The sequence below is a fragment of the Pantanalinema rosaneae CENA516 genome (assembly GCF_050753385.1).
Taxonomy (GTDB): Bacteria; Cyanobacteriota; Cyanobacteriia; order Leptolyngbyales; family Leptolyngbyaceae; genus Pantanalinema; species Pantanalinema rosaneae.
Genome location: NZ_JBLZFZ010000068.1, coordinates 18,622 through 37,851, shown reverse-complemented (window position 1 = coordinate 37,851; position 19,230 = coordinate 18,622). Strand labels below are relative to the sequence as shown.

At 48.3% G+C, this 19,230-nt stretch carries 11 protein-coding genes; 2 read left to right on the top strand and 9 right to left on the bottom strand.

Features of this window, described 5'->3' with window-relative positions:
* Positions 1-107: 107 nt before the first annotated feature.
* A complete protein-coding gene (locus ACN4EK_RS27360; RefSeq protein WP_431661500.1) occupies positions 108-872 on the bottom strand; it encodes a CobW family GTP-binding protein in 765 nt (254 codons plus the stop codon).
* 110 nt (positions 873-982) lie between these two features.
* Here ACN4EK_RS27360 and ACN4EK_RS27355 point away from each other — a divergent pair, with 110 nt between their 5' ends.
* Both ACN4EK_RS27355 and ACN4EK_RS27350 read left to right on the top strand, forming a co-directional pair.
* On the top strand, positions 983-1,315 hold the full coding sequence (locus ACN4EK_RS27355) for a hypothetical protein (RefSeq protein ID WP_431661498.1): 333 nt from the start codon (positions 983-985) through the stop codon (positions 1,313-1,315).
* A gap of 298 nt (positions 1,316-1,613) precedes the next feature.
* On the top strand, positions 1,614-1,775 hold the full coding sequence (locus tag ACN4EK_RS27350) for an ISAzo13-like element transposase-related protein (protein WP_431661496.1): 162 nt from the start codon (positions 1,614-1,616) through the stop codon (positions 1,773-1,775).
* A gap of 44 nt (positions 1,776-1,819) precedes the next feature.
* Here ACN4EK_RS27350 and ACN4EK_RS27345 read toward each other — a convergent pair whose 3' ends face one another.
* The 8 genes from ACN4EK_RS27345 to ACN4EK_RS27310 form a co-directional block, all read right to left on the bottom strand.
* Positions 1,820-6,382: a CHAT domain-containing protein gene (locus ACN4EK_RS27345; protein WP_431661495.1), complete on the bottom strand. Its 4,563-nt coding sequence runs from the start codon at positions 6,380-6,382 to the stop codon at positions 1,820-1,822.
* A gap of 5 nt (positions 6,383-6,387) precedes the next feature.
* Entirely contained in the window at positions 6,388-7,074 is a 687-nt protein-coding gene (locus tag ACN4EK_RS27340) for a hypothetical protein (protein WP_431661494.1), read from the bottom strand.
* 45 nt (positions 7,075-7,119) lie between these two features.
* A complete protein-coding gene (locus ACN4EK_RS27335) occupies positions 7,120-9,531 on the bottom strand; it encodes a CHASE2 domain-containing protein (RefSeq protein ID WP_431661493.1) in 2,412 nt (803 codons plus the stop codon).
* Positions 9,528-10,847, bottom strand: coding sequence for a DUF1822 family protein (locus ACN4EK_RS27330; protein WP_431661492.1), 1,320 nt, complete (start codon positions 10,845-10,847; stop codon positions 9,528-9,530). The genes ACN4EK_RS27335 and ACN4EK_RS27330 overlap by 4 nt, the downstream gene beginning before the upstream one ends.
* A gap of 16 nt (positions 10,848-10,863) precedes the next feature.
* Complete coding sequence (locus ACN4EK_RS27325) at positions 10,864-12,255, bottom strand: hypothetical protein (protein WP_431661491.1); 1,392 nt, start codon at positions 12,253-12,255, stop codon at positions 10,864-10,866.
* Between the two features lie 101 nt (positions 12,256-12,356).
* Positions 12,357-15,269, bottom strand: a complete 2,913-nt coding sequence (locus ACN4EK_RS27320) for an NHLP bacteriocin export ABC transporter permease/ATPase subunit (RefSeq protein ID WP_431661490.1) — start codon at positions 15,267-15,269, stop codon at positions 12,357-12,359.
* Between the two features lie 32 nt (positions 15,270-15,301).
* Positions 15,302-17,542 (bottom strand): NHLP family bacteriocin export ABC transporter peptidase/permease/ATPase subunit, encoded by a 2,241-nt coding sequence (locus ACN4EK_RS27315; protein WP_431661488.1) that lies wholly within the window; start codon positions 17,540-17,542, stop codon positions 15,302-15,304.
* On the bottom strand, positions 17,529-18,980 hold the full coding sequence (locus ACN4EK_RS27310) for an NHLP bacteriocin system secretion protein (RefSeq protein ID WP_431661486.1): 1,452 nt from the start codon (positions 18,978-18,980) through the stop codon (positions 17,529-17,531). Before ACN4EK_RS27310 ends, ACN4EK_RS27315 begins: the two co-directional genes overlap by 14 nt.
* Between the last annotated feature and the right edge of the window lie 250 nt (positions 18,981-19,230).

Here is a 19,230-nt window from a genome sequence, read left to right as displayed (position 1 = left end):
AGATGTGTATAAGAGACAGGGGGAATGGGGAATGGGGAATGGGAATGGGAAAACGACACTACTTCCTCCTCTTTACTCCCTCCTCCCTCCTCCCTACTTTCCACTTCCTACCCCCCACTCCCTACCAACTCACGCATCTGTTTCTGGTAGTACGCAATCACATGGTCTTCTAAACAACATTCTTTAATGGTTTGCACGATCGCCGCTTGATCCAGCCTTTCACCGACAACTTCAATGCCACTGAACCGATCGGGTCTGCCATTCAAGCAAAGCGGTAGATTCAGTTCTAGATGGGGAGTTGCAGGGAGTCCCGCCACAAAGTCAAAATAGAGCGATCGCCCATCGGCAATATCAAAAATGCCTTTGGCGCGTTGAACAGTGCCATAAGCTCCATTCGTTAGTTCATACCAAAAGGTATTCAGACTGGCAGGATCAAGCACCTGTCCCGACAACGCCGAACGCCAAAGATGAGGGTGTTGTAACATAAATTTCGCTTCAGCACCCGTCACAATCAGATCTGCCCAGTCGTGCCATTCGGTGTGACGAGTTCCGGGTGGCAGTACAGCCACTCGACGGCAATCTGCTACCTGATCAGGCAAAATGAGCGAGGTCAGATCAATGTGAAATCCTAACTCCAGGTAAATAGAACGTCCGACTGTAGGACGCTCCAGAAAATCAGCTAGCTGGATGACAGGTAATACCGTGAGTCCAGAAACTTCTGCTGCCAGATAGGCGGCATCAATCAGTGGTTCATCCGCTCCTAAGCTGAGATAGATCGCAGTGTCAGCGATCGCCTGAATCTGCTGTTGTATCCAGGTAGTTTTGCCTGCACCAGATGAACCAGCAACCAGAGTAATATCCAACGTTTGCATCGAGTTCTAACTGACTCCTCATCTCTGACTGGGGTTTGTCGGCTTTGCGGTAAACCTTAGACCATGATACAACTAAAATGATAATCATTCTCGCATTTTAGATTTGATTCATGGTTGATGTTCCGTTTGCTTTGCCTGCTTCGATTGATCTGGCGATCGTAGGAGCTAGACTCCATGCGCTCACTCTGGTTACGCATCGATTGCAAAAGAACAAGTCAATGCGCGGACGTTTCATTGTTTTTGACCTCAGCGGTCAGTGGATGAGCCAGTGGAACCATCAATTTGCGGCATGGAGATTCCCCCATCTCAGGTCACCTGCTGTACATCAACCAGACCCTGACCCCCACGTCCTCCGTACCTTTGCCGAACGCCGTCCTAATGAACTCTTTGCGCCCTACGACTTACCCGTTGAAGCGGTGCGATGTAGAAAGTCGAGTGTTTGAGGATTAAAGTTAATCCACCCAAGTGAGTGGAGAGCCGTCTCTCCCAGTAGAATCTGTCCCACTATCCCCACGTAAAAGAGTCTCCGACTCCGGTCACGCTAGTAGTAAGTAATGAATCCAGTGGAATGCAGACCACGAACGTATCCTAACCTGGCTCCTGGTAATGCGGGAGATAGGGGTTCCAACTTTGCCCCACGCTGAAAGGTGGCAGACTTCCAGCAGATCATCGACGATAAACCAAGGTGATGGGGAAACTCCATATCCACTTCATCGATCTACTTCTGCACACACTTTAAACATGAGCCTGACCTGGAAAGGGATTCATCCCATTGTTCAGTTGAATCAGAGGGTTTACCAAAAAGGGTTTTCGCTCTCCAAATCAGCCATGAAAGCAGTGGAGAAACGATTAGAACGCAATCCGTTGTTGCCCAAGTGGGATATCCTGATCCAACCCACTTAAGTTGGTATCTTCTTTCCCAAAAATCACCTCAGTACTCTTGCTTTCTACCAGGGATTACCGACCAGAGTAAATCCTGCCCAATAGTAGGGATGAGAGAAGTCCTCAACTTGAATGATTTTCAGCGTATCTGCTAAGGTTTTTGGGTCAATTAATGGTGAACCTGTCGTCCGTTCCTGTTGCTCTAGTAACGTTAGGATAATCTGATGCTGTTGGTTTAACAGTGCTAATTGGGCTTGACGTAAAGCGTCTGCTTTGATGATTGACTGATTTAAATGGTGGTAAAACTGAGTCATTAGCATAAAGGTTGCCAAATCATCCACATTCCATAGGCTTGCTAATGAAGACTTTACTCCCAATTGAATCGATAATCCAGCTATCCCAAACTCATCAAACTCGCTACCTATAGCAGTTTGGCAAGCACTTAATGCCATTAGCTCAATAGGTGGTTTACTCAAATTCAACTGACGTAATTTCTGGAAATCGAGCCTCTCATCCCAGAATTGTAGATAGGAACTGGCAGGACTGGCTTGATCAAATTCAGCATGAGTTGCTAAATGCACAATGCCATAACGCTGTTGATTACGTTGTTGATCGAATTGTGCTAACGTGAAGGCTTGATTGAGAAAAACCTCTCCTTGCCAAAGGATGGGAGTAATAGTGATGGATTCTACAGGAGCAAATGGCAGCGGTGTTTGTGCCTGATCGCGCTGAAAGATTTCAGCCCCCATGGCTAAAACTTGAACATTTCTAAGATTGACATAGCGTGTGTCAGTCAAGCTCATACTAGGCATTAGACTAACACTATATTCTTCAATCAAAAATCGTTGCCCGTCATGTAAGGCAGCTAATGGCAGCGATCGCAGTAAACCACTGTCCATGATATAAACCAGATTGTTTACCTGTTCCCGATCTAAATCAGGCTTCAACGGAGTGACCAACCACTGATACAGTTGTTGAGCCGCTTTGAGATAGCTGTTGGGTGTGAGATGCCCGATACTCCGGAAGGTTCTAGTAATTGTTTCTGCTTCAGAACGAGTGGCTGACTCTAGGGGAAATTTTTGGTTATTTAACGCCAGAAAAGCTTGTGCGGTTGCCCGGACTTTAGCACGGGTGGCTGCCACAATGCGTCTACCAATGACTTTACCCTTAGCTGTTACTAAAATCAAGGCAAGCTGGTCACTTTCCTGAGGCGTAATTTGAATTACTGATGAGGTTGTTAAAAAGTGATCTGGTGTATTCGTATAGGTAAGAAATTCGGGAACAAACACGGTGTAAATGATGGCAGGTTTAATGCCAACGGCTTGTTCAATTTGAATCAGTTCTTGCTGAATGGCTTCCAGGGTTTTAATTCGAGTGCCCTGAATCCCCAGCATTAGCTCATGTTCCCGGGTATATCGTTCCTCAGGTAGTATCGAATTACGATTGAACCTAAACGTAGATAGTAGTTCATCCAGTGAGAACTGCTCCCAAATATCACTTTGAGGTGGAGATTCTAGTTGAAGTGTGACTAGCTGAATATCGCTGGGGGTACGACCTTGTTGATAAATTCCCGGAAACGAACCCGAGAAAATTGTGTTCTCAGTCCCCGTAGTAATAGCTCCAACCGTACCGTTCACTGATGCTTGACCAACTGTAAATGGAATATTCTGAACACCTCCGCCATGCCGAATCATGATCGATCCTCCCCGATCGCCGCCTGCCGTAGAAATGCTGGCAGAAATACCATTGCGATCGCTAAAGCGATCTGTTGCCCGAAAGAATCGCTCTGTTGTAATGTCAACATTTCCTCCTTGTCCGGTTGTACCTCCCTGAGCATTAATCGAACTGACTTGAATATCGCCCTCTGGATCAAGCGTTACGTTACCCCCATTGCCGACAGTAGCACTGGAATTAATTGCTTCCGTAGTAATGCGATCGCGGGCAGAAATAGTGACTGCACCACCCCTAGATACACCTGAAGTAGTTAGATTACTACTACTAATTGCTCCCAGGTTTGCTGTGAGGGTAAGATCACCACCAAAACCAGAACTACTTGCAGTCGTTAAATCCCCTGTCGTTAAGTTGCCATTCGTTGCCGTCAGGTTGATTGTACCCCCATTAGCATTCGAACCAGTATCTAGATTGGCTGCCGTTAAAGTAGCTCCACTCAAGTTAATACTGCCACCTTGAGTCTGAATGGCTTCGGTAATGGTTAAATTACCAGCACTAGATAAGGAAACATCTCCCCCAGCGGTAGTAATTGCACTACTCAGGATAAAATCTCGATTCAGTCGTAAGCTAAAGTCACCTCCTGCGGTTACGATCGTGGTAGGTAACAAGAGCAGATCAGGAGTCGTTTGGCTGCCCAGGAATAAATTAGCGCCATTAGCCGTAATACCTACACTCAGGTCAATTGTTTGAGCCGCATTCACCGTCAACTCACCACCATTTCCGGTTGGAGAACCTAGAGTAATTGAGCCTGTTGTTACACTACCCACGGGAGCATTCAGACTAATGGCTCCACCGTTAGCCGTTCCAGTGGAGTTGAGGTTGCCAGTAGTGACAGTACCCACATCACTGGTTAGCGCGATACTACCACCACTCCCATTTTGAGTTGAGGCTGTTTCTACATTGCCAGTGAGAATGTTGTTTCTGGCTTGGAAATTAACGACTCCACCATCACCATTATCTGATCGGGCTAAAACCCGGCGGAGGGAATTGTTGTCGCCATTAATAGCGATCGCTCCATTCCGACTGGTCAATGTCACTGCCCCAGCTTTACCCTGTCCTCCACTCCCCGCATTAATTGCCCCGTTGTCTGCTCCATCAATCGCTGTGCCATTAACCGTAATGTCATTTTGCGCAGTTAAAGTAACATTGCCACCATTACCCGGTTGAGTACCTGTACCTTTAAAGCTGATAATCGTGCCCGTTGCGATCGCGCCGTTTTGCGAATCGAGGGTCACGGCACCACTATCTCCGGGTACTGTGCCATCCGATACGGTATTGATTGTACCCGTCTGGATAGTTCCGGGAGCTGATAGAACGATCGGCCCCCCACTGCCGTCTAAGGATGATGTATTCAGGTTGCCAGTAGTAATTGTGGCTGGCTGAGTGGGTGCAGTTGTAGTGAAGTCAGGGGTGTCACCTACAAGTAATGGTGGCTCTACAGTCGGTAGACCAGCCCGCAAAATTAAGGCTCGACGGGTCGTTAATGCTGTAAAATCAGGATCAGTAGTTGGAATAGCAGAGGCTAGATCGGGTGACGTGATTGTGATATTGCCAGTTGTAATACTACCTACCGCTTCTACCTTTAAAGCTGCCCCCGTGTAGTTGCCTAATATGACATTACTGTTAGAACGAATGATGGGATCATAGAGGCTAACCAAGTGACCTGGTTCACCCGCCAGATTACGAATCATGAAATGACCACCACTGGCAAAGTGAGCATCTCCAGAAATAGTCCCGCTACTGATTAACGTTAAATTCCCACCACTGACGAATGGAGTGATTGGGTGAGCCAATGCCAGAATATCAATGCTGTGCTTCCCCTGAATCGTTAGATCTCCACCGACCTGAGCGACAAAGGGCACAGTGGTACTATCGCGGATTTGTACGGTCTGTTCAGCCAAAAGATGCAAGGTATGGGTAGTTTGTAACTGGCTAGCCACTAAAGTCAAATTATGGCTGGCAGATAAGGTGGTAGATTGGGCGATCGTCGATCGCGCTATTAGATCTCCTGCCTCTATCCGTAACCCCGATCCTGTGAGGATGACCTCTCCAGGGGAACCAAGCGTGATTCCAGTTGCGTGATTGACGTTTCCTCCGGTTAATAATTGCGATAAAGCAGGTGGCTCGAACGGAAATACCGCCGAGTTCGCGATCGTACTGGGTTGAATTGGTTGAATTTCCAAACTTAAGGGGTTCCCAGATTGGCTCAAGCGCACCAGCCTCGTACCCGGAACGGTCGCAACCGTAATCTGACCTCCCGGTGCAGCAAGGGTTCCTGTACTGACGATCGTTCCCGCCAATAAGGTCAAGTTTTGTCCCTCAGTCACAGCTAAGTGACCAGCATTGATTATGCTACCTGGCTGGGACATGGTAAAAGCAAAGCTGTGCGGAGTGCCAATCAATGCAGCATAATCATGATTGCCAATCGCATTGAACCACTGAGCGCCAATACCAATACCACTAGCGGTTGTGGCAGTAAATGCAGCAGGTACATTTAACCGAGCATTGGTGCCAAAAATTATTCCTGCTGGATTCATCAGGTAAAGATTAGCATTGCCACCCATGATTTGCAGCAGCCCATCGATTTGTGAGGCTCCTCCACCCACCACCCGACCAAGAATATTACGCAGATTTGGGTCAGCCAAAAAGTTAGCAATTTGATGCGTGTTAAGCCCAAATTGTTGAAAGCTATGAAATAGATTGGCTCCATCTCGGGAACGTTGTCCTCCAGTGATATTAAATTGGTTGCCAGTTAAGTTCACCTGTGTTCCTGTTCCATCATTGGCTGGAACAATAGGTTGAGCCTGAACTAATGCAGTAGATTGGGTCAAGCTGATCAGCCAAACGGTGGCTCCTAGCAGGTATTGGCAATTTCGTCCGATCGCTGATCCTGGCATGGCGATTATCCCTCTAGCCTGGATGATAACCCACAGGCTTCAGCCTCGATGGCTGCCAGAAGCTGAATTAGCTCCGGCGAGGGATGGGGGACTGAGTAAAGGGTTTGCAGCGCATCTGACCAATACTGGTTTTGCACAAAGTAAGTCGCGCGGTTTAGGGCGATCGCTTCAACGGTTGAAGCTTGAGCTTTCAGCTTATGCTCGATTTGGAGTAGTTCCTGCTGTACTCTTTGACGCTCTGCGGCTGACACAAGCGTAAATTGTGGTAGCAGATAGTCCACTTTGATCAGGGGTTGATCCTGGGTGTTATAAAGAACAACTTGATACGTCTGGTGGGGCTGAAGGGCTGTACCCTGGTAAGCGATCGTTTGAGCTGTGCTAGGCAGATTTTGGCTCCACACAACGGTTTGGTCATTGGTACGGATCTCAATCCGTTTGAGCGATTGGTTCGGTTTTTGCCAAACCAATAACGGACGATCGCTCCAAATGGGTTCCCCGCGATAACCGGGGGTAATTAAACAAAAGCCACCGCGAGTACCGCCCCGTCGCCGCCGAGGCCCAAACAGGTCTTTCAGTTGTTGCCAACCTGATACAGTGGGCTGATTGGGTATCGCAACCGCAACTGGCAAACTGGTTACAAGGAATACTCCAGCACTGAATAGCACTGAGAATAAAGATGTGGAAAAAGGCATATTGTCATCCTCCGGAGGGCTTGAGGAAAGTAACGATCGAGGTTGTTATGATTTACGTTGAGGTAAGAGATAACTCCAAAATAGGGCTGAGGGAAAGAACCAGGGTAACAAAACTGCTAAGGAAAGATAACTTTGTAAAGTAATCAATCCATAAACAATCATTGCTCCAATCAATCCAATCTGCGATCGACGGCGCTGGAGTGAAGTCTGAGTCAGTAACTGACCTTGCATGCCTTTGCCCAGAATCGCCGCAATACCAATTAGCCAAAGATCGGGAATTTGCCAAACGCGATGATGCTTTAACCAGTGATGTACCGTGTAGGCATGGGCTTCTCCACCAGTAAATACCTGGGAGCGATTAGGGCTGAATGAGCGATTTAGCGATCGCCAAAACTCGATCGCTAGAGGTACAGGGAAGTTATCATCAGCTTGATCATACCCTCCTGATGCGATGATTACTGCTTGCGATTGCAAGGCTTGCAAGGTTGGATCTTGCAAAGGGCGCTCTAGAAATTCCCAGGCCGCAATATGCTGATACACGCGATTGGGAGGAAGGGAAAAATCAAGGATTGGAGTGAGTCCCATCGGGGCAGCAGAGGGGACTATCGGACTGATCGCCGTAGGAGAATGAAAGTTGAGATAGGCGGTCACTTGAGTTTGCAAGGAGTTTGTCAGTTGTAATGCGGGGTGGGGCGCTCCATAAGTAGTGGGTAATTGGTGCAACCGATGCGCCAGGGCGATCTGATAAGCAAAGGGACATACTTGATTACAATCGAGCCGATTGGGTTGCATCAGATTCCAGTCCAAAATTTCGATCGTTCCGTGCAGAATTGAGCGTGAATTGACTAACTGTGGACTGATGCGAATCGGTTGCCCAGTATCGTTTAAACGGGTTGCAAACACAAACCAGGTTGCTTGTTGAATTGCCGTGTTTAAACTGGTTTGTAGCGGTTGATCAACCGTAGTTGTGCCATCGAGAAAATAATCTACTCCAATCACCCGCACGTTTAATTGCCGTAAGCGATCGATGATTTTAGCTAAATAGGTGCGATCAATCGGTTTGACTTTATAACTATCAATTCCATGCCGTTCGATCGAAGCTTGGTCAATCGCGACGATCGTCACTGGGGGCTGAGTGGTGGCAGGGAGTTGCTGCGTCGTGTGACGGTAAATGGCAGTTGCCCAATAGCGGTACTCAGACAAGCTTTCTCGGATTGGAGTGATCAAACTCAAGAGCGTTATAGTTCCTAGCATCATGACCTCTCGCCAAGTCGGTTGCCACCCTTGCCAAAGCCGTTTCCAACGGGATGGTTCAAGTTGAAATAGAGCCGCCTGAGGATCGGGATGACAGAATAACGAGGGCACTAAATAGGCTGAGGGGTAAGAAATTTGCTCAGTTGCCAAGTAATCACAGCTGCCTTGCAGAGCGGTATGAATATCCTGACAGGCGACCAATCGCTGACAGAGTTGCTGTAAAAAGGTGTGAGCAACGTCATCATGAATTTGCTCCCGCATCACAACCACCTGGCTCACTCCTAGCTGAATCAAGGCTGCGGCAAGATCCAAGCCAGAGCAGGAATTGAAGATTGCCAGTCGCAAGCCTCGCTGTTTAGCGATCGTCAATTGAGGTTCGATTTCCCACAGCGATAGTGTGACACCCCGACGCAATTCCAACTTGCCGCCCATTGTGGCAGATTCATCACTATGCCCAGCGAAAAACAGGATGTCCCAGCCTCGTTCATCGGCGATCGCTTCAGCCAGTTTCTGTTTCACGTCAATTGAGCCATTCACTAGCTGGGAATCACTCTGACAGTAAAAGGGAACAATGTCGGCAAAGGGAGCGAGATCGCATAATGCCTGATGATCCCGCTCGGGCTTTAGCTCAGCCGCATCACCAAACACTGCCAAAACTCTCAGCTTCCGGCGATGACTGGGAGGGATGGGTAGATTGATTAGCTCCGTGGTAATCGTGCGAGCAATTCGCAGGCGATCGTTCGTCGTCTGACTAGAGGGCAATGTCCAAGTTTCCCAGGGTAATCGGGCTAACTCCAAGGGACTACATTCCAGCAGTAGATCGAGGGGAGAATCGCTGTCTAGCTGGGTTGTGCCCGCTTGGGCAAGGGCTTGTTGCAGGCAACCACGAATGTCCAGTAACTCTGCCCGACCTAACCAATGATGAAAGGCTTGTAACAAAGCTGTTTCCGCTAACCGTAATTCCTGATCCCAATCATAGGTGGTAGGAGTGCCACTCCCGCCCTGATGACTGACTCTAGCGCGACTACTCAGTTGATAGCGCTGGCGGTAAATTTGCTGCCAGGTCTGGTATAGGTGAGTCAGAGTTGGCTCATAAGGTATGGTCGCTGTTAACTCGCGCCCAGTTGCATCCATCAGATCAAACAAGCAAGATTGATCAACTCGGCGAACTCGGAGGCGAAACGGCGATCGAAGTAGCATCATGCTGATCCTGCCTGACAAACGATCGGGGGTAATGTTAACGGTAATGCATTTGGTAACAGAATGGTAATGACAAATTCTTCCGTTTGATTCCCTTCAAGTAAGGTATAAAGATAGAGATCCTGACTGGTCAGCACAACCTCTGTCAGGATGGTTGTCACACCTACCTGTAAGCGAGTTCCTACAGGAATTGTACTTCCCGGTTCTGCGACCAAAATCACCAACAAGGCCCAATCTGCATCCGGCAACAACCAGGTGACAATGCCGACTTGCAGATTAGTCTGTGCTAATCGGTGGCTGGCATACTGGGCTTGGGTCGGTATAGTAAGTCTCTGCCGTTGGATTAAATCAGCGATCGCAATAGTTAATTTGTCGGTGGTGCGCCGCATTGCCCCAGGGGTGACTAGCAATTGTGGCATCGACCAGTCCAGGGGGAACTGCAAGCGATCGATCGTGTGATGAGACCAATACCAAACATTAACGACTTGTTGAGTCAGTTGAGTCAGCGTTGTGGCAATGTGCGTTGCGATCGTCGTTGGTTCAGCATTAGTTCGTAGTTGTGTTAACACATTCAGTAGCGGGGGGCAGGTCAGCAGAACAGATCCATGTTTCCAATCCAACTGTTCCGCGATCGGTTGATTCAAGTCGAGGGTGGGCAACTGCTGGGCTAGTTCAGCCTGAATCGGAGCCAGTTGCTGCCGGATCGATGGTATCGCTACAGGTAAGGGTAAGGAGCCAGGAGCCAGGAAACGTAACCAAGCTAATAGATGGCTAAAGTCGGGATCGAACCAATCCAGCGCCAGAGAATAGTGCCAGCTAACATCGACTGTTACGTTGGTTACCTGTTGCATCTGAAGCCACTGATCATGACGGAGACAACCCCGCACAATCACCTGGGCTTGTTCTTCCTGGACTTCTATCAGTACATAAAAATGAGCGGTAAATTCTGGAACATCGAATACGGCTCTGGGAACAGCGATCCACTCTTCTCCAATACTTTCAGTCACAATTAAACATAGCCGAAATCCATTGATTTCTAAATGACTCACAGAGGACAGGAAATGTGCATAGCTTGGTTGTAATATCCAACACTGCGATGCGGCGATCGCGCCAGGATCAAGGTGGGTGTTGAGCCAATGTTCCAAGCCCTCGATCGCCAGGAGATTGATGTAAGCTTGCCATTGGTCTGCTTCGGTGCGGGCAGATTGACTGAGGTGCATGGCGCGATCGCACTGTTCAATCTCCAGTTCAATCACCGCCTCTTGTAAGGTCAATAAATCCAGCGATCGGGGTAAAGCAGCACTGATTGAGTTAATCATGGGGTCATTCCTGGCATCACTTGCTCGGTACACTGTGTAAGGCATCTAACATTAAGCAAAATCGTTGAGCATATAAACTGTTAAACGTCCGGTTTTTACTCGCCCGAGTTTCTGCCGCCGCCGCTCGAAAGATCGTTTCATCAATGACACCATCAACGTGTTGAATCAAGTTACTTAGATAACTCGGTGGTAAAGGATCTTGCACTAATTGCAACTGTCTAGCCTTATCTAACAGGCAGGTGAGGAGTTGTTCTCGTGTCCAGTGCCGAATATTGCCCAGTAGCGATTTGAGGTCTAATAGGCGACTGACTTCGTACTGATCGGTCATATTTAATAAGGTGGCGATTTCAGTTTGGGATTTATGCTCAAAGTACAGTAATCGCAGGGCTGGTTGGAGTTTTTCTGCCAGATGCGATCGGCGTTTACTGCGTTTTAAGGTGGTCAGGCGATCGCAGATACTGCGTTGAATCGCTGCATCCAGACAGGCTAATAATTGTTGATGACAAAAAGCTTGTAAATCCAAGCGTTCTGCTTCTTCGGGAGTCATGGGGGTACTTAAGTCCGCCACCTCCCGCAACTGGGTTTCCCCGGTATAGGGATTCGTCACTTCCAGGGATTCAGCCAGGGGAGTACCTCTACGTCCCCAAAGTTGCGCTTGGCGTAAGTGGCTGGCGATTTGGCGGAGGTAACTGAGTAAATCTTGGGACGTAGCAAGGACAACCTGCCGTTCTCGTAGCGATCGCAGCATTGTGGTCAGTTGTTCAGGAGTAGGCTGAGAACAGGGCTGCCGATGGCTACGATGGTAGCGTAAGCGATCGCGCCGATAGATGGCATGGAACACCTCCAAAATGTCTCGCTCTGGAGGCTCTAGATGCCTGGGATTGGATTTATTCAGTAATGCCCAGTCGGTAATAAATTGCAATCCACATTCCAGCAAAAAGTGATTCAGTTCAGGATGTCGCCGTACCCGGAAATCCGTCCAACCTGCCAAACTACAGTGATGCTCGGGGCGAAAGGAGCGCACCAATTCCACGGCAAAGGGGACATAGTGACCTAACGGTAAACAACCATCATCATCCAAAACAAAGGGGAGTAAATCCCGGTAGGTAAAGCGATTTCCACTGCTAAATAAGCGAGCCCGTTTGGCACAGGCTTTCAGGATGGCATGGGATACATAACACCGGAGGCAAAGTTCGGCTTCGGTGCCGCCAGGATGGGGCAGCACATTGATATAAGACCATAGTTGGGCTTGGACGGATTGATCCGCCACTGTTAAGCACTCCACGAACCCCGGAAAGTGGGTCTGAAAATATCCTCGCGCGATCGCAAGTGGCTGAACTTTGTACCCCCTGCTATCGCTAGCAGCATCCAATCGCACTAGCTTCCAGTAGTTTGACGATTCACCCATGAGCTTGAAACCTTGCTAAGTAGGTAGACAACCAGATACCAATCAATCCTTTTTAGGCAATCTCTTGAATGAATACAGGATCAAGTTTGGAGCTTATGCAGTTATCCGGTTTGCCGCGCCATTAATTGAGCAAACAATCCATCCTGAGCAGCTAGTTCCCCGAAGGAACCGTGTTGAATGATACGACCAGCTTGTAACACATAAATCCGATCCGCATGGCGAATGGTACTAAGCCGATGGGCAATGACGAAACGAGTGACCTTTAAGTGATCGAGGCTTTCACTGACGATCGCCTGAGTCCGGTTATCTAAAGCACTCGTGGCTTCATCAAACAACAAAATCTGCGGTTTCAAAACTAATGCCCGCGCAATTAGTAATCGTTGGCGCTGACCACCGGATAAATTACTCCCCCCTTCACTAACCACAGTATGCATTGCCATTGGCATCGCCGCCACATCCTCAGCAAAACCAGCCATCCGAGCCGCTTCCCAGGCTTCATCCAGGGTGATCTGAGCACCACTGGCAATATTCTCAAAAATTGAGGCAGACATCATCCGCCCAGACTGCAATACCACACCTAACTGACGGCGAACCGCATCAACATCTAGCCCAGCTAAATCCTGACCATCGTAGTAAATTGCTCCCGATCCTGGCGTTTCAAACCCTAGCAATAGCCGAAATAACGTCGATTTACCACTGCCCGATCCACCGACCAATGCAATAAATTCTCCGGGTTCTGCCTGAAGGCTAACATCATCTAACACTAATGCACCATCACTCCGGTAGCGAAAGATCACATGATCAACAGCAATTTTTCCTGTCAGTTGACCAGGATCGGTCTTACTGAGATTAACTTCTGGAATCGTGTCAAGAATCGGCTGGGCTCGTTGGGCTTGCGGAAGCACTTGTAGCACATCGGTAGCAATATTACTCAGGTCTGTCGCTCCATCCATAAAGGCATGAAAGGCAGCGTTGAATGCCAGGAAGGTTCCCACGGTTAACCCCGTTGTGCCCGCCGGATGAGCCGCTGTTAACAACGGCATCGTCAGCCCAAATAGCATGGCAGAGGTTAGGGTGGGCATCATAGTATTAAACGCAACCAAGAGGTCTTCACTGCGCTGGCTACTGAGACTGAGCTTGACCTGTTGACTATATTGTTTGCTCCAAGTGGCGAAAGCCCGTTCTTCTGCTCCAGCAATCCGCAGTTTGGCAATGCCATTGATCAGTTGAACGGTATGTCCAAATAAAGCCCCCTGGAGTTCCAGTAACGGATTGATTTTACGAATTAGGATGACACTGGTTAGAGTCGTTACAGCGATCGTGATAACTGCTACACCAACCGCAACCAGCGCTAATTGGATACTGTAATGTAACAATAGTCCTAGATTCAACAGAGCGAACAATGCACTGATCAAATTGATCATGGTATTGCCACTCAATCGGCGGCGAATTTGGCTGATCGAAGTCACACGGGATTGCAGATCGCCTGTGGTGTACTGGCGAAAAAAGGAGACGGGCAAACTCAGTAACCGATTCCAGACGGCGGCTTGGGTGGCGACATCAGACATTGTTTCCACCCGCAGAATGGCTAGACCTTGAGCAATCCGAAACAACGCGGTTCCGATCGCGGCAATCAACAACCCTCCTCCCACTTGCAGTAACACACCCCGATCGCTATCTGGAATCGCCTGATCAATCAGAATTGCGGTAGCCTGCGGGGTTAACATACCTAACAAGGTCGCTGCGATCCCGGTGAGCACAATCACCAAAATATCCCGTAGACACCCTTTGAGCGCAAATTGCAGTAAGGCTAGCGCATTCACTGGATGATCAGGTAACGGACGGTAGAACATAGCCGCCTTGGGAGCCAGAGTGGCGGCGATCGCGGCATCCACGCGCCTCTGCGTTTGTTCAACTGGATCAAATAGTTCATACCCAGTTGCCCTAGGTAACAATACCACCAACTGTTGATCTGACTGCCGATACGCCGCTAATACCCCGTTATCTTTCTGCCACCAGCGATCGCGCAATAGCACTTGCCGCATTCTAACCTTAGAGGCTCGCATTAGAGCTTCTAGGGGATCTTGCACCCGTCTCAAATCTTCCGATTTCGCGAGAGGACGAATGGTGACTCCTAACGTTCTCCCGATCGCTCCTGCCGCAACTAACAGTGGCGAATCCTTAGCCAGATACGTCAAATCCTGAGTGCCTAATGTTGCCGCGAGTTCACCTAAGGCGGTAGTCGTCACTTGTTGATTCAGCCGTTGTTGAGCTTGCAAGCGCTGTAATTCTGCTACCGCTTCTTGTTGGGCTAGATGATCGAGCCAAGCTAATAGATGGCAATGCAGTTGGGATACGCCAGTTAACCATTGATTCAGGTAGCTGATGTTACTTGTTGAATAGGTCGTGACCTGCACAGCCGCTTCTGCCTGTAACCACATGCGATCGCTGAGAGGAAATAGACCTGTGTCTGAGTCAACGGCTAATGTCTCCAGACCTAGCCAATGTAAGCATCCCTGCTGCACCTGTATCCAGATCACAGTATTAGTTTGTGGTTGTAAGGCTTGCCCTGGATTAAGCGAGTAGCGGCTCGACGCAGCGCCTATCACTGAAGTTGTTGGGATTATCATTGATGTTAACGTTGTCCCCAGATGTTGAATCCATTGATGAAGTAGCCTATGTATTTCAACATCAGCCTCGGGAACGCACTGACTCACAGTGGTCAGATCAACTCGTAATAACGCAGTTTCCTCCACTGGAATTGCCAACATCTGATAATTATGCGGATCACTTGTATGGCTGACTGTACCAAATAATGCTTCTCCAGCTTGAGCCGTAAACAAGTAGCGTCGCCGACCCACGATCGTCCCTGCGGCGATCGTCCCGGCAAATAATGCCACTGATCCCGATTGAATTATCCATATCGTGTTGGGACGATCGAGCAAAATTGTTTGACTGCCATCAACTCGCTGATAATCCCCTGGCAGAATTGCCGCCGTTGTTAAGGTTTGCATGATAATTTTCCTGTAAAAGTCTCATTGGGGGGCTACATGCAAGAGCCTTCTGTCCGAATTAGGCTTGAATATACTCCTGCAACCTGCCATAGCTCCTGATGGGTACCGCGTTGTACCACTTTGCCCTGCTCTAGCACAATAATCTCATCACAGTCGCGAATGGTGCTTAATCGATGCGCCACAATCAAGCAGGTACAGCCCCGTAGCCGCAGATTGCGATCGATGATGCGCTCCGTCTCTGCATCTAACGCACTGGTGGCTTCATCCATTACCAGGATGCTGGGATTATTGACTAACGCTCTGGCAATTTCTAACCGTTGTCGCTGCCCACCACTTAAATTGATTGCTCCTTCCATGAGTTCTGCATCATAGCCGCCGGGAAGGGACAAAATCACCTCATGAATCGCCGCATCCTGACAGGCTTTGACCAAATGTTGCTCGGAAACTGTAGCATCCCATAGGGTCAAATTCTCTCTGACGGTTCCACCAAATAGGAGAATATCCTGTTCCACCATCGCGATCGAATTGGTCAGAATCTGGCGCGGAATCTGAGTGCGAGGGATGCGATCAAAACAGATTTCTCCAGCAGTCGGTTCATACATCCCAATCACCAGTTTGGCAATGGTGGACTTGCCAGAACCACTCCCACCCACTAGAGCCACTCGCTGTCCGGGTGCGATCGTCAGGTTAAAGTTTTCAATTAATGGTTCGGCTAAACGGCTGTAGCTAAAGCTGATATTACGAAGCTCGATCGCACCCTGGAGGCGAGTCGATGCGGCAGGGAGAGAAGGGGAGGGAGCGATGGGTTGAGCAAAGGATTGGACTTGAGGATCGATCGGGTTGCTGAGAACATCATCTAAGCGGATTAGATTACCTTCTAAATCTTGTAGCGCACTGCCAAAGTTGATCAGATTGTTGACAGGTGCGAGGAAGTTTTGCATCAGACCTTGAAATGCGACTAACATACCGATACTGAGATGTCCGTTGATCACCCGGAAACCACCCACGACCAGTAACAACATCGAGGCTAGAGCAGATAGGAGCGTTGGTAATACAGAAAAAGTTTGATTCGCAACACCCAATTCCTGCTGAGAATTGATCGCTTTGGTGTAGTATCCTGCCCAGCGAGCAAAAAAATCTCCTTCCAACCCAGAGGCTTTGATCGTTTCAATACTCTGGAGTGCTGCGATCGATGTACCAGCGACCTTCCCGTACTCCTGCATGAGCCGCTGGTTAGTATCAACCCGCTGGCGAGAGAGCCACCGCAACGTCAAAAGATTGATAGCTGCAAACCCAATACTAATGGCGGTTAATACACGATCGTATTGCAGCATGACTAAAGCATAGAAAGTAATCATGACAACATCGATCGCTGTCATTGCTAATTTCCCAGACAATACTTCAGCAACCTGATCATTTAACATTGTTCGATTGCTGATATCACCGGCAAATCGTTGAGCGTAAAATCCAATCGGCAACCGGAGAATATGCCAGAGGAAGCGACTGGACATGCCAACCGATAATTTAATTTTTAATCGGCGTAAATAGCGTAATCGGAGTAATGTTAGGAGTCCCTGAAGTATGGTTGTCAGCAGCATCGCCATTAATAACGGACGTAGCCACTGTTGTCGATTGTGAATTAGAATCTCATCAACAAACACCTGACTAAACACCGGAATTGCCATCCCCGCGATCGTCAATAACAATCCCGTTAAGATGCAGTAGACCAATGCCCCAACTGAACTGCGTAACCGCTCCCATAACGCTAAAACCATACTGGGCTTACGCCCTCCTTTAACCCAGCCTGTACCGGGTTGCATCACCAGCACAACTCCCGTATAGGCTTCATTAAATTCTGCCAGGGAAACCGATCGAGGGCCTGTAGCGGGGTCATTCAAATACACTCGGCGCTGACTAAATCCCTCAACCACCAGGAAATGGTTAAAGTTCCAAAACACAATATATGGGGGGGTGAGTTGCTGGAGTTGCTCGATCTCTTGCTTGTAGCCTTTGGCAACTAACCCATAATGTTGAGCGGCTTTGAGAATATTCCCCGCTTTACTGCCATCTCGCGATACACCACACTCCGATCGCAGTTCCGCTAAGGGAACAATCCGACCATAGTATCCCAAGATAATGCCTAGAGCAGCGGCTCCACATTCTACCGCTTCCATTTGTAGCAGGGTTGGAGTTTTAGCGCGGCGCGATCGTCCGGGTAGAGGGAATGGCTGCAATTTTGGCGATAAATTTGAGGAGAACTTAGTAAATCCCACTGTAAGACCTCAGAATCGGTAGAACAAAGGTAATTGGCGCTCGTTCTTCCACTGTGACTCGCACCGTTGTCGTCGTTCCAGAAGATAGCTTCAGGGAGGGACCTTGGGAAGAAGACCAGGCATAGCCACTCTGGGTATGAGCATCAGGTTTCAGATCAGCAACGACCTGAATTACACCATCCTGTTTATCAGCAACCAGCCCTTTGACCACTTCAGGATTGCCAACGACACTAGCGGCAGCTTCCGTTGTCACTGGAAACTCAGAAATCGCCGTTACTGTACCAACGATGCCACCAAATTGTTCCCGTTTCACGGTTTGCGGTGTCACCTGAATTGTCATTCCTGGTTGGATTTTCTTGCCGTCTGCGATCGTGAAATAGGACATGCCCATCAAATTACTGGAGCGAAGTTCTGTTTCAATACTGCCTAGCCGAGTACCCGCTTCAATCACTTGCCCTGGATTCACGGCAATCTCTAAAATTCGTCCACTATGCTGACTAACAATTGCACTATTATTCCTCAGTTTCAGCTCTAGTTGAGCAATTTCTCGTTGGGTTTCTTGCATCTCTTTTTGACGGTTCGTGGATGCTTCTAAGTTCTGTTGAGCCAGGTTCGCCTCTCGACTATCTAATTCCTTCAATTGGGCTTGGACATCCCCGATCGAGGTAAAGTTATCACGATTACTTTTCTCCTGTTCCGTCGCTTTAGCCGTGAGTTGCTTTAACTGAGCCTGGGTCTCGGCGATCGTGTCTCGGTTTTGTTGAACTTGGATCTGTGCCTCTAGCAAAACATCATGAGTGATAATCCGTTCTGCAAACAATTGCTGACGAATTTGTAAACGCTCTTGATAGATGGGTGACATTAACTGAGCTTGCTTTAGTCGTTGTTGTAGACTCTGGCGTTGTTCTTGAATTGATTGTCCGCTAGTAGACTCTAGCAGAGGAGAGAGTTCTTGTAATTCTTGAATTCGCCGTCGCAAGTATTGGCGTTGCTGCTGAATAAAATGGCGTTCTTGCTCATTGCGGAGTCCCTGGAGTGAACCAACAGCTTGATCCTGAGACTGTAATACTGTTAATTTACGCCGTTGCTGTTGCAATTGCTTGTGTAATTCTGACTGGTCGATCGTGCCTAATACCTGACCCTTTTTGACTTGATCTCCGACTTTGACATTAAGTGATATCAGTTGCCCTGAACTTTTGGATTGCAGTGACACGACCTGACTGGGAAATACTAAGACACCTTGCCCCTCGATCGTTACAGGAATTCGTCCATATATACTCCAGATCAGAGCGCTACCAACCACAATTCCCAGGGATGCTAATGGTAACCAACTTTTTGGGTTAACAACTTGCATCAATTGATCTAGTCGCTCTGGTGAGGATAAACGTTCTAGCGATTCCTGACGAAACAAATCTCGCTTTTGAGTCACCATGTTCATGACCTACAATCTTTAGTGGTTTAGATGATATTTTTGAGATTTTTTGTTTTGGTAATACTCTTCGATCCATTGAGAGCCTTCGATAAAACCTCGTCGATACAAGAGAAAAAGACTCAGTGATAGATGTAAAAACCTGGGTAGATTGCCGTGTAAACCATGCCGCCACCCCAAACGATAAAGGTTATAGTCTAATTGATGTTGAAGTCGCATTTTCATCCTCCATGATCGCAATTAGTTTTTCAAAGTTGAA